Below are 12,509 nucleotides of genomic sequence, written 5' to 3' on the forward strand. Positions count from 1 at the left end.
CGCTTATCCGGCCTACGGGGGAGTGTTGACGTGATGGGCTATGCGCTTTCCGCCAGCGTTTTCAGCCAGCGAATGCCGCTTTCCGGAGAGGTCATCACCGGGACGGGCGGAGACGGAAGCTGCTGCAGAACGCGAGCCATCGACGCTTGCGCCAGCATGACCACATCAGCCTGTTTATACGCGCTGTGCAATCCTTCACTGACGATGCGATCGTGGGTTTCCATATCGCCCGCCAGCAGGGCATGGAAGGCCTCTTCCATCAATATCGGCGTCACGGTGCATTGCTTACCACTGGCCTGCACTTTGCGCTGCACATACTCCAGCGTCGGTTTCATGGTCGTGGCGACGGTGGCCAGCACGGCAATGTTCTCACCCCGGCTAATGGCTTTTTCCACCATCGCGCAGTCGATACGCGCAAGCTGCAGCGGCGTCATAAACTGACACTGTTCAACCGCCGTGCCAATGGACGAACAGGCGGTGATGAAAATCTCACAGTCGGCTTTTTCGGCAATGTGGACGTAGTCGGCAATGCGTGCCGCAATGTTCGGCGTCACGCCACCGGCCTTCATCACCTGCTTAATCATCGACTCTTCGACCAGGTGCATCACGTCCGCTTCTGGCATGATGTCGCCGATCAGTTGCTGCATCATGGCGAGCGTGGCGGAACTGGTGTGAAGCATAGCGATCTTTTTCATTCTGCGATCTCCTTGAGCAAACATTCGGCAACGGCCATGGCCGCATCGTGATCTTCCTGGGCAGACAGCCCGCCAACCGCAACGGCCCCCAGGCATTTACCGTTGTGAAGAATCGGTACGCCGCCGGGCAGCGCGGTAAAACGTGGGTCAGCAAAGTAGCTGATATCCAGCGACTCGTTTTGCAGACGTTGTAAAAACGCCTGAGTGGTGCAGCCTAAACGGCTGCTGGTGCGCGCTTTACGCTGCGTCAGCTCAATGGTCAACAGTTTGGCGTTATCCATACGGGCAAAGCTCAGTAACTCGCCGTGAGCGTCGCACACCGCCACGCTGAGCGGACGTTGCGTGTAACGGGTGTCGGCGAGATCGAGCGCGTAGTCTACCGCGCGTCTTGCCTGTTCCAGGGTTAAAGTCATCATTGTGAGTTATCCTTTTGACAGAGGTTCTGATACCGGCTGAGCAGGCGAACTCTCGCTCTGGGCCTGCGCCTGTCGGGCATCCTTTTTGCGCCAGTAGTTAGCCAGCAGCGAGCCGCTGACGTTGCCAAGCGGTGTCATGACCGCAGAGGCGAGACCAACGGTGGCCAGTTTGCCCATCGCGGCGGCAAGACCTGATGCCATCCCGCCGTTTTGCAGGCCGACTTCGAAGGCCACCGTCCGGGCGGACTGAACATCCATGCGGAAGACCCAGCGGCTCATCAGATAGCCAATCAGGAAGCCGCCGAGGTTGTGCATCAGCATGGCGAAGCAGAGCAGAAAGCCGACCTGAACCAGGTTGTCGCGTCCGGCCGCTGCCGCCGTGGTGGTGAAGAAAATGATGCCCATCATCGAAATGGTCGGCATGACCTTCTTAACGCCGTCCACGCGTCCATACAGCCAGTTATAGAACAGCGCCCAGATGATCCCGCCCGCCACAAAGTTCAACACCACCGCGTACATTTGCGCGTCGGCGCTGGCGCTGCCAAACAGCGAGTCCCAGCCGCCGGCAATCATATACAGCAGCCAGATGGCGCTGATCCCGGCCAGAATTTGCACGGTTCGACGACCCTGCACACCGGCATAGGTTTTCAGGTAGTCGTGTAAAATCGCTGCGCCAATCGGGATCAATACGATTTTCACGACGTCCATCACCATCGCCGTGAGCTGGATGTCGATCATCGAGCCCGCCAGCAGATTCACCCACAGCGGGGTCATGACCGTCGCCGCCAGCGTCGAGACGGCGGCGATAGAGACCGCCAGCGCCAGGTTGGCGTTGGCGATATACACCATGACGGTGGAGGAGAGCCCGCTGGGACAGGAGCCAATCAGCAAAATGCCCACCGCCACTTCCGGCGGGAAGTCGAAGATCAGCGTAATGCTCAGGCCGAGCAAAGGCATGATGACGAAATGACAGAAGGTGCCGATAAACACCGCCCATGGCATTTTAGCGACATCGATGAAGTCCTGAATCGTGAGTTTGGTCCCCATACTGAACATGGTCGCCTGGATCACTAAAAAAACGATCCACTTATGGGTGATGTTGAATCCGCCCCAGACGATCAGATCGGTTGACCAGGTCATCGCCGCGACAAAGCCGGCGATGATCCACAGGGTAAACTGGTAGCTGCGAAGATTTGTCCAGTAGCCCGCGCCTGCCGCGAAGCCAGCCGTCAGCATCACCAGCCCCGGCTGCCAGAGGGCGGGAGACTGCATCAGCGCGCCAATTGCCGCCAGTGCGCCACCGGCGATGCAGACGCCCAGTCCGGTTTTGTGAATAACGGTTGTGATAGTCATGGTGAAATGTCCTTTCTCTCGTTATTACTGCCGTGGTGGAATAGCTAACATTTGCCGCGCAATATCCGGCGTGGCGACCTTTTTATCCATACTGCGAATAAGCGTGGCGAGTTTGGCAACCTGCTGATAATTATGCTGAGCTTTCTCTTCGGCGCTTAAATAATAGCTGTCTTCAAAACCAATTCTCACTTCGCTGGCACCCATCCCGACCGCAGCCGCAATAATATCGAAATTCTTGCGGCCAAAATGGGTAATTCCCCATAAGGCGTCGCGTGGGATCATACTGCGCAAGGCAATTAACGCATCAACCGTCGCGGGTGAACTTCCACGGTGTCCGAGGACAATATTGAATAACATCGGTTTCTTGAACGATATTTTTTCTTCCAGCGCCAGAATGTTATTAATCATCCCAATTTCGAAAACTTCAAATTCGGGAATAATGGAACGTTGGGTAATTTGTTGCGAACAATATTCGACGTCCGGTCCGGGATTAAAGTATACGGCATCGCCGAGGTTAACGGAGCCGACGTTCAGCGACGCCATTTCTACGCCGGGACAGTCCAGTGGCGCGCAGCGCTCGGCAATCGACATGGCGGAGACGCCACCGGTGGAGGCCTGAATAATCAGGTCGGAATGGCGCATGACGTGGTCGATTGTCGCCTGAAAATCTGTGGTGTCTGGCGTCAGGCGACCTTGTTTATCGCGAACATGTAAATGCACGATGGCCGCACCATGTTCGACGCTGGCCAGTATTTCCTGGGCCAGTTCTTCGGGTATAACTCTGGGGCAATCCGCGGCAACGGGCGCCAGCGAGATAATAACAGTATCCGACATGTGTTCCTCCGGTTTTCCGGTACAGAGATATTAAAATTATAAGTACGGTGTCATCCAGCGTAACGATTCGGGCCCTGGTGTTGACGGTTTATATTCACAACCCATCCAGCCCTGATAACCTGTTTGCTTAATAAATTCAAAGAGCCATGCTTCATTTAATTCTCCCGTTCCCGGTTCATGGCGACCGGGTACAGAAGCAATTTGAAAATGTTTAATGATCGGTAAATAATGTTCAATAAGATGCGCAACATTACCGTGCATTTTTTGACAGTGGTAAATATCAAACTGTAAGCCGATATTTTTCCTGCCCACGTCGCGAATAAGACGCTCAGCCAGTGGAAAACTATCAACGAAATAACCAGGCATATCGTCTGGATTTAACGGTTCAATCAGTACGTCGATTCCAGCTTCGACCATGACGTCACAGGCGATACGCAGTTGGTCTATCAGCCGTGCGCGCTGGTCGCTGGCGGAAAGTCCGGCCACGCGCAGTCCGGCCATGACGTGCACCTTGCGACAGCCCAGTGCCGTGGCGTAATCGCGGGCAATCAGCAGACTGCGATGAAACTCCTCATCACGGCCCGGCAGGGAGGCCAGTCCGCGTTCACCTGCCTGCCAGTTACCCGCCGGCGCATTCATCAGCGCCACCGGCAGGCCGGTTTCCCGTTGTGCCGCCAGCAGCACGTCCAGCGGATGCTGCCAGAGAAACAGCCCTTCAACGCCGTGAAAACCCGCCGCCTTTGCGGCCTGAAAGCGCCCGGCAATGGGGTATTCGCAAAACAGCCAGTCGAGGTTAGCCGCTAACTTCAGCATGCTGCGTTCCCTCCCGGCAATCCACCAGGTGTAGTTTCACGCCCTGGCTGGCAATGGTGTCCTGCGCCACGTCGGGCAACCGGTTATCCGAAATAATGTCGGTCAGTTGATTCAGTGAGCAGATGTGGAACATTCCGTATTTGCCAAATTTACTGCTGTCGCAAACCAGCACCCGACGGCGGGAGACGGTGAGTACCACCTCTTTCACCGAGGCTTTGCCTTCGCTGGGGGTCGACATACCGCGTTCGGTATCCCACGAAGACGAACTGAGAAACGCCACGTCGATGTTGATCGTGCGCAGAAAACTGGCGGCGCTTTTCCCCAGGCAGGAGCGGTTGCGCTGATCCACCAGTCCTCCGGTGTGATACAGCGTGATATGCGGCATATCCATCAGGTAGTGGCTGATGGAGAAATCGTTGGTTACCACCGTCAGGTTAAAACAATGGCTGGCGGCGACGGCTTTCGCCACTTCAAACAACGACGTTCCCGCATCGAGATACAGCGTTTGCCCTGGCTCTATCAGCATGGCGGCAAGCTGTCCCATCCGCCGCTTCACGTCATGATGCAACTCGGCTTTTTCCCGCCACGGCAGCTCCGATTTCAGCAGATTGTTGAGTTTCACCCCGCCATTGATCGAGATGACTTTGCCTTCTTCTTCCAGCAACTGAATGTCGCGGCGCACGGTCATGTGCGACACGCTCATCAGATCCGCCAGCTCATTAAACGAGGCGACGTTTTTTTCATGCACGTAGCGGTAAATAAAATCACGTCGTTGTTCGGGGATCATCATTTCACCTCACACTCGCAAGGATGACTGGAGTTCAGCTACCGCTTCCGCCGTTAGCGGCACGTAGCCCAGTGGTTTCAAGGTCAGCCAGATGCGGGCGCTGTCTTCCAGCTCTTCGGCATTAAACACCGCCTCACGAAGTGAGCGGCCACTGACTACCGGACCATGATTTGCCAGGAGCGCGGCGATATGGTCCGCCGCAATTTCGCTGAGCGCACTGGCAATACCTTCATGACCGGGTTTGAAATAAGGCAGAAGCGGTAACTGCCCGACGCGCATTACGTAGTATGGCGTTAACGGCGGCAGACAGTTTTCCGGCGTGCTGCACGGCAGGCAGGAAAGGGCGGTCAGCCATGGCGAATGCAAATGGACTACCGCGCCGCAGGTCGGACGATGACGGTACCAGGCCAGATGCATGGGCACTTCTTTCGAGGGTTTATCGCCACTGAGGTGAACGCCGTTGGCATCCAGTTTGCTGAGCGTGGCGGCGTCCAGCTCGCCCAGACAGGAGTTAGTCGGCGTCACCAGATAGCCGCCGTCCGGTAACCTTACGCTCAGGTTGCCCGAACCACCGCTGCTGAAGCCGCGCATAAACAGGGAGCGACCGTAATGCACCAGCTGTTCGCGCAGTTGCTGTTCGTTAAGCTGACTCATGATGCATACTCCTGCGCGGTGAAAAAGAAGTCTTCGTCACCGAAGTTGCCTGATTTCAGCGCCAGCGCCAGCGGCGGCTCGGCGGAAAACACCCACGGCACGCCGGGCGCGATGGCTTTGCCGACCGCCAGTCGCGTCACCTGTAACGCCTCCACTACGGTGCCGGACGTTTCGCCACCCGCGACGATAAAACCGTTTACGCCCGCGGCCTGCAGTTTGGCCGACAGTCTGGCAAAGGTATGCTCAATTGCCCGGCTGGCGCGCTGCTCGCCGTACTCCTGTTGAATACGTTTCAGTGCTTCCGGTGGCTGGGTGGCGTAAATCAGCGGGGCGAGCGCGTCATCGACATGCGCCATTGTCCACAGCGACAGCTCATCGCTGTAATGCTCTGCGTCTGCCAGGCAGCGCGCCACGTCGAGCAGGCGAGAAGCGGCCTGCGCTTTATAGCGATTCACCTGGCGGTTGCTCATGGTGGAACAACTTCCGGAAAAAACCACCGTTTTTGCCGGCTGCGGGAAGGGATGTACTGCATCCCGTCCACGCTGTGGCGCGGCGCAAGCGGCCAGTGCGCCACCCAGGCCGGAACCGCCCGCCAGCAGCGGTGTATGACGTAAGGCCTGAGCGAGGGTCTGCAGATCGGCTTCGCTGAAGGTATCCACAATCACGTGATGTACACCTTCAGACTGGCAGCGGTCCAGCGCGTGAGTGACCGCTTCCACACCTTTTTGAATCGTGCTGAGGTCAATACGCCCGACCGTGCTGGTAGTTTGCGCCATGAGCAGGCGAATCAGGTTCGCATCGGTCATCGGGTTGAGCGGATGTTTCTCCATGCCGGATTCATTCAGCAATACGCCATGCACAAACAGATGACCGTGAATCACCGTACGTCCGTTTTGCGGCAGGGCTGGACAGTGAACAATGTACGGCGCGTGCATCGCTTCCATCAGCGCATCGCTGACCGGACCGATATTCCCGGCGGGGGTGGAATCAAAGGTGGAGCAATATTTAAAGTAAATCTGCCGCGCGCCTGCCATGTTGTGCAGCCATTGCCAGCAGCGTAATGATTGATCGATGGCCTGGTCAGCCGGTAGAGAACGGCTTTTCAGCGAGATGACAATCGCGTCGACCTCTTCATTCCACGGCTGTGCGGCGTCTGGCATCCCGGGCAGCAGCGCGACCCGCCAGCCTTGTTCAGCCATAAAACTTGCTATATCCGTTGCGCCAGTAAAGTCGTCGGCGATAACACCTGTCGTGACGGGCATACATCCACTCCGTTCAGATTGTCTGGTAATTGAGCCTATTATTCAGGAGGGCGTTTCACATTCACATGATGATTCTCACAAATAAGCACATCATAAAATTGAATCGATTTTATATAATCAATTGAAAACAATGAATAAATTGATTCATTGCATTGAAATGATGCTCACAGAGCGATGTGAAGATTCGTTAATCTTTGGGAAAAGTTGTCACAACCGGCGCAGAACGGTTTTGAGGAGACGGGGACGCCGCTCTTGCAATTTGATCATAATCACCTGAATAAATGAGATTATTTTTTGCGGTCAGGGTCATTCTTTCAGCCGGACAAATTTTGCATATTAACGACGTTATCCAGACCACTGACGGAGCGTGACGTGCCTCAGCATAATCAGGACGATGTCTTACACACTTTTTACTCACTGGCAGAGGTGTTTTCTAAGGCCACGGGGCTTGCTGCCGTGGTGGTAGACATTAATGGTCGGGAAATCTCCGCCTGTCATAATTTTAATTCGTTCTGTTCATTACTGCGCGCTAATCCGCAATACCAAAAAAGTTGTCAGAAATGTGATAAATATTGTGCTTTCGAAGGGTTAAAAGAAGAAAAAATCAGAATTCTCTGCTGTCATGCGGGGTTAAGTTTTTTCTCTATGCCGTTAATTCGTCAAGGGCATCTGCTGGGGTTTATTATTTGCGGACAGGTGCGCGCAAAATATCCGGAATATAAAACTATTGTCATTGATGACGATCGGCAGTGGGTTTTCGATCCTAAAATCAAATCAGCCTGGAATCAGGTCGCGCTTGTTGAAAATAATCACCTGGTGGCGGCGGCAAACCTGCTCAGCTTTATTATTAATAATCTCAATCCGGTTCAGAGTAAAACGTTGGACACCGCCGATGTGCAGTTGAGCGACCTGCGTTTGTCGGCAATGGAACTTTCTCGCCACGAAAAGAAACTGGTCGCCGCACTGCGCTATATTGATGAACACTTATATGAGGAACTGACGCTGGAGTCGGTGGCCGCGCATGTCTGTCTAAGCGCCAACTACTTTAGCCGTTTCTTTAAGAAACGGCAGGGAGTGAATTTTAAAACCTGGGTGAGCCAGAAAAAAATGCAGCGGGCGAGTGAGTTGCTGTGCGATCCGACCAACTCTATCGACAGCATCGCCCGGAAACTTCAGTATGCGCAGACCAGCTATTTTTGTCGGGTGTTCCGGGCGGCTCACCAGACGTCTCCGCAGTCATTCCGTCATGAGCAGCTTTCGCTGTAGGTGCGTTCCATCACCTCTGGAATAAATGAGAGTCGGTCGCTCAGACGGACAACATCGCCAACCACAATCAGCGCCGGTGGCACAATATTCGCTTCCTGCGCTTTCGTGAGTAATGTGCCAAGCGTACAGGTTAAGCGTCGCTGATTGTCCCGGGTGGCTGACATCACAATCGCCGCGGGCGTGTCCGGTGATTTGCCCCCCATCAGCAATTCTTCACAGATAAACGGCAGATTAGCGATCCCCATGACAATCACCAGCGTGCCGTTGAGCTTCGCGAGCTGCCGCCAGTCCTGCTGCTGATTACCTTCGCGGGTATGTCCTGTCACGACATGAAAACCCGATGCCAGGTCGCGGTGGGTCACCGGGATCCCGGCGCAGGCCAGCCCGCCAATGGCTGAACTGATCCCCGGCACCACTTCGAAGGCAATGCCTTCCTCGACCAGACATTCCACCTCTTCAGCACCGCGGCCAAACACGTAAGGATCGCCGCCTTTCAGGCGCACAATGTTCCGCTGCGTCCGCGCATGTTGGATAAGCAGGGTATTGATCTCCTCCTGAGGAACACAATGATAGCCCGGACTTTTGCCAACGTTGATGCAGGTACAGCTCGCTGAGCACCACTCAAGCATCTTGGGATTGACCAGCCGATCGTAAATGATGACATCAGCCTGTTGAATACACTGCAGGGCTTTAAGGGTCAGTAAGGTGATATCACCCGGGCCTGCGCCAACCAGCCAGACTTTTCCGGAATTTTTCATATGTCGTCCTTAATTATTGTCGGGAAAAACGGTAAAAAGAGTAAAAGCAGATGAAAAAACGCCATCGTTTGCTTATCGTTTAGTGAACTGAATTCTCCTGAAATAATAAGTAAATAATATTGATTAAACCCGCAAAGTTTTTTCTCCGATAAACAAGTTATCTTGAAAAATTATTAAGAACTTATTGGCGCTATTTGTCGCAAAATAACCTTAATTAAATTGTGTTTATGGTCAGTCTTGCGTATTATTGGTTATTATTTGTTCGCCTCCTGTGTGAATAAACCATGGAGTGGATCAATGACATCCAGGTAGGAAATAAAATATAACTCTCAGGCCAATCGGGAGTCGGTTGCATTTATTTTTTATAAATTAAACTATTTTTGTACGCGGCATATGGAAGACGTTATGAGAGGAAAGATACCAAAGACTGAATTACTGGTGACGTTTGAAGTGGTGGCACGTCATGAAAGTTATACGCGTGCGGCGGAGGAGTTAGCATTAACGCAAAGTGCCGTATTTCGCCAGGTGAATGCACTTGAGGATTTTCTGCATACTGCATTATTTAGTCATGCCAAAAAGCGGATTTTTTTAAACGCGGCCGGGAAGCATTATTTGAGCATTGTTAAGGAAACGCTAAATAAACTTGAGCGTGATACGAATACCATTATGACCTGGCAGCCCACGGTCGAAGTCATTGAACTGGCGGTCAATCCGACGTTCAGCACCCACTGGCTGATCCCCAATCTGCGTGAATTCAACAAACTTAACCCCGATATTATCGTTAATATTCACTCGCTGGCGAACATGGGCGATTTTCTCAATCGTGAATATGATGCGGCCATTATGCGTGAGGACTTCTGTTCGCCGTGGTCAGAAGTGGAGTATCTGTTCGAAGAGGAAATCCTCCCGGTTTGCAGCGGCAGTCTGCTGTCACAGCCTAACCAGAAACTGGCGGTCGAAGAGTTGCTCAATGAGTTTCCATTGCTGCATCAAAGTACGCGAATTAACGGCTGGCAGGAGTGGTTCGCCCTGTCGGATGTCAGTAGTCCATTGGCCAACAAAGGCCCGCGTTTTGATCTGCTGTCGATGCTGATCGCCGCGGTGCGATCGAATCTGGGGGTTGCGCTGCTCCCGCGTTTTGCGATCCAGCACGATCTGGACAACGGTGACATGGTGATCCCTTGCGATGTGCCCATGCGCACGGGTAATCGTTTCATCATGACCTGGCGGGAAGAAAAAGCGGAATCCCGTCATTTACAGGTCTTCCGCGACTGGCTGTTGCAAAAATCGGTGGTATCTCACCTGGAACGCTGATGGCGGATGACGGGCAAACGGGAAGCCGGATAAGCGCATGCGCCATCCGGCAACGACGTGACTACCAGTCAATTCCTGCCTGAGCCTGAATACCACTGTCAAACGCATGTTTGATCGGGCGCAGTTCGCTCACCGTATCGGCAAGCTCCAGTAACTGCGCGTGACACCCTCGCCCGGTCACAATCACACTCTGCTGCGCCGGACGCTCCCGAATGGCGGCGATCACCTCGTCGGTATCAAGATAGTGATACGCCAGCATGTAAGTGAGTTCGTCCAGCACCACCAGATCGTAATGCGCATCGGCCAGCATGCGCTTGCTCTCTGCCCAGACGGCGAGCGCCGCGGCGATATCTGACTCGCGGTTTTGCGTTTCCCAGGTAAACCCGGTCCCCATAATGTGAAACTCAACCCCCAGCGGATGCAGGGTGTTGTATTCGCCATTATCCCACTGGCCTTTGATAAACTGCGCGACGCCAACGGTTTTACCATGACCCACCGCACGGGTGGCGGTGCCAAAGGCGGCCGTGGATTTCCCTTTTCCATTACCGGTGAAAACGATCAAAATCCCTTTTTGTTCCGTGGCGGCTGCCACGCGGATATCCACCTGTTCTTTCAGCTTTTGCTGACGCTGGCGATGACGGTCGCCATTGGCTCGCGCTTGCATAAACGCTCCTTAATGTCCTGCCGGGCAGGATGCACAACGATGCTGTTGTTCAAACTGGCTGAAGAAGTTGTTTCCTTTGTCGTCTACCAGCACGAAGGCCGGCAGGTTTTCAACTTCCATCATCCAGACCGCTTCCATTCCCAGTTCGGGGTATTCGAGGCAGCGCAGGCTTTTCACGTATTGCTGCGCCAGTAAGGCTGCGGCGCCGCCGATGCTGCCGAGGTTGAATCCGCCGTGTTTATGGCAGGCCTCGGTGACCTGCGAACTGCGGTTGCCTTTGGACAGCATGATCAGGCTACCGCCAGCGGCCTGGAAGGCATCGACATAACCGTCCATGCGCCCGCCGGTGGTTGGCCCGAGCGAGCCACAGGCCATCTGATCCGGCGTTTTGGCCGGGCCTGCGTAGTAGACAATGTGATCTTTCATGTACGCTGGCATCGCTTCGCCGTTGTCCAGGCGCTCTTTGAGTTTGGCGTGCACGATGTCGCGGGCGACGACGATCGGGCCGTTTAGCGAAAGCCGCGTACCGACGGGCAGGGCGGATAAATCATGCAGGATCTCGCGCAGCGGACGGTTCAGATCCAGGTTTACGCTCTGCGCGCTGTTCTCGATGCGGCTGGATTCAGGGATAAATTTGCCCGGGTTATGCTCGAGTTTTTCCAGCCAGATCCCGTGTTTGTTGATCTTCGCTTTGATATTGCGATCGGCGGAGCAGGAGAGAGCCATCGCGATCGGGCAGGAGCCGCCGTGGCGCGGCAGACGAATGACGCGAATATCATGGGCGAAATATTTGCCGCCAAACTGTGCGCCAATGCCAAATTCACGGCTGGCATTGAGCAGCGCGGATTCCAGCGCGGTGTCACGAAACGCCTGACCCAGTTCGTTACCGCTGGTGGGCAGGTTGTCGTAATACTTGGTTGAGGCCAGTTTGGCGACCTTGAGCGCCTGATCTGCGGAGAGACCACCGACGACAAAAGCGATGTGATACGGCGGGCAGGCTGCGGTGCCCAGCGATTTCATCTTCTCGATCAGGAAGGCGGTGAGCTTTTCCGGTTGCAGGATCGATTTGGTCTCCTGGAACAGCGCCGCTTTGTTGGCTGAGCCGCCGCCCTTATTGACGAACAGGAAGCGGTATTCGTTACCCGGCGTGGCGCTGATATCGATCTGCGCCGGCAGGTTGGTGCCGGTATTGACCTCGGTATACATATCCAGCGCGGCGTTTTGCGAGTAGCGCAGGTTATTTTCCTTAAAGGTGGTGTAAATCCCTTTGCTGAGCGCTTCGGCGTCATCGCCGCCGGTCCATATCTGTTGGCCTTTGCTGGCGACCACTGTCGCCGTACCTGTGTCCTGGCAGTTCGGCAGCACGCCTTTCGCCGACACTTCCGCATTACGTAACAGCTGCAGGGCGACATATTTGTCGTTACTGCTGGCCTGCGGATCGTGCAGGATGCTGGCAATCTGCTTTAAATGTCCGGAGCGCAGGAAGAACGATGCTTCATAGAATGCCTGTTGCGCCAGCAGCGTTAATGCTTCCGGCGCCACTTTGATGACCTCTTCGCCATCTAACTCTGTCACCGTAACATGCTGATTGCTCAGTAATTCGTATTCCGTACTCTCTTTGCTTTGTACAAAGAGTTCTTGCCAGACAAAGGGTTTAGACATGTTACTTCTCACGTTAAGGTTGATATCGCCG

The 12,509-nt window shown here is 54.4% G+C and carries 13 protein-coding genes; 2 read left to right on the forward strand and 11 right to left on the reverse strand.

Annotation, left to right across the window (positions count from 1 at the left end; genetic code table 11):
- Positions 1–38 precede the first annotated feature (38 nt).
- Genes AL479_RS16685 through otnK form a run of 8 tightly spaced genes read right to left on the reverse strand, consistent with a single transcriptional unit; the run spans position 39 to position 6,814 of the window.
- The gene (locus AL479_RS16685; protein ID WP_061076868.1) at positions 39–695 is read right to left on the reverse strand and encodes an aspartate/glutamate racemase family protein; all 657 of its coding nucleotides are present in this window, start codon (positions 693–695) and stop codon (positions 39–41) included.
- Entirely contained in the window at positions 692–1,111 is a 420-nt protein-coding gene (locus AL479_RS16690; protein WP_061076869.1) for a GlcG/HbpS family heme-binding protein, read from the reverse strand. Before AL479_RS16690 ends, AL479_RS16685 begins: the two co-directional genes overlap by 4 nt.
- A gap of 6 nt (positions 1,112–1,117) precedes the next feature.
- Positions 1,118–2,464 carry a bile acid:sodium symporter family protein gene (locus tag AL479_RS16695; RefSeq protein ID WP_061076870.1) on the reverse strand — a complete coding sequence of 449 codons (1,347 nt, stop codon included), beginning with the start codon at positions 2,462–2,464 and terminating at the stop codon, positions 1,118–1,120.
- A 24-nt stretch (positions 2,465–2,488) separates the two neighbouring features.
- Complete coding sequence (locus AL479_RS16700) at positions 2,489–3,298, reverse strand: 3-keto-5-aminohexanoate cleavage protein (protein ID WP_061076871.1); 810 nt, start codon at positions 3,296–3,298, stop codon at positions 2,489–2,491.
- A gap of 36 nt (positions 3,299–3,334) precedes the next feature.
- Entirely contained in the window at positions 3,335–4,111 is a 777-nt protein-coding gene (locus tag AL479_RS16705) for a hydroxypyruvate isomerase family protein (RefSeq protein WP_061076872.1), read from the reverse strand.
- The gene (locus tag AL479_RS16710) at positions 4,092–4,901 is read right to left on the reverse strand and encodes a DeoR/GlpR family DNA-binding transcription regulator (RefSeq protein ID WP_192575235.1); all 810 of its coding nucleotides are present in this window, start codon (positions 4,899–4,901) and stop codon (positions 4,092–4,094) included. Before AL479_RS16710 ends, AL479_RS16705 begins: the two co-directional genes overlap by 20 nt.
- Positions 4,902–4,907: 6 nt before the next feature.
- A complete protein-coding gene (locus AL479_RS16715; protein ID WP_061076874.1) occupies positions 4,908–5,552 on the reverse strand; it encodes an aldolase in 645 nt (214 codons plus the stop codon).
- On the reverse strand, positions 5,549–6,814 hold the full coding sequence (otnK, locus tag AL479_RS16720; RefSeq protein ID WP_061076875.1) for a 3-oxo-tetronate kinase: 1,266 nt from the start codon (positions 6,812–6,814) through the stop codon (positions 5,549–5,551). Before otnK ends, AL479_RS16715 begins: the two co-directional genes overlap by 4 nt.
- A gap of 372 nt (positions 6,815–7,186) precedes the next feature.
- On the opposite strand from otnK, the gene AL479_RS16725 reads away from it, so the two are divergent.
- Positions 7,187–8,080 carry a PocR ligand-binding domain-containing protein gene (locus AL479_RS16725; protein WP_061076876.1) on the forward strand — a complete coding sequence of 298 codons (894 nt, stop codon included), beginning with the start codon at positions 7,187–7,189 and terminating at the stop codon, positions 8,078–8,080.
- On the opposite strand, the gene cobA is transcribed toward AL479_RS16725, so the two are convergent.
- On the reverse strand, positions 8,059–8,838 hold the full coding sequence (gene cobA, locus AL479_RS16730; protein WP_061076877.1) for a uroporphyrinogen-III C-methyltransferase: 780 nt from the start codon (positions 8,836–8,838) through the stop codon (positions 8,059–8,061). The two genes, AL479_RS16725 and cobA, sit on opposite strands and share 22 nt — an antisense overlap.
- A 405-nt stretch (positions 8,839–9,243) precedes the next feature.
- Between cobA and AL479_RS16735 the strand changes: the two genes are divergently transcribed.
- Positions 9,244–10,152 (forward strand): LysR family transcriptional regulator, encoded by a 909-nt coding sequence (locus tag AL479_RS16735; RefSeq protein WP_061076878.1) that lies wholly within the window; start codon positions 9,244–9,246, stop codon positions 10,150–10,152.
- A gap of 61 nt (positions 10,153–10,213) precedes the next feature.
- Here the strand turns inward: AL479_RS16735 and cobO are convergent, their stop codons facing one another.
- Positions 10,214–10,816, reverse strand: coding sequence for a cob(I)yrinic acid a,c-diamide adenosyltransferase (cobO, locus tag AL479_RS16740; RefSeq protein ID WP_061076879.1), 603 nt, complete (start codon positions 10,814–10,816; stop codon positions 10,214–10,216).
- A 9-nt stretch (positions 10,817–10,825) separates the two neighbouring features.
- Positions 10,826–12,478: a class I fumarate hydratase gene (locus tag AL479_RS16745; protein ID WP_061076880.1), complete on the reverse strand. Its 1,653-nt coding sequence runs from the start codon at positions 12,476–12,478 to the stop codon at positions 10,826–10,828.
- Positions 12,479–12,509: the final 31 nt, after the last annotated feature.

This window comes from Citrobacter amalonaticus, assembly GCF_001559075.2.
GTDB lineage: Bacteria > Pseudomonadota > Gammaproteobacteria > Enterobacterales > Enterobacteriaceae > Citrobacter_A > Citrobacter_A amalonaticus_F.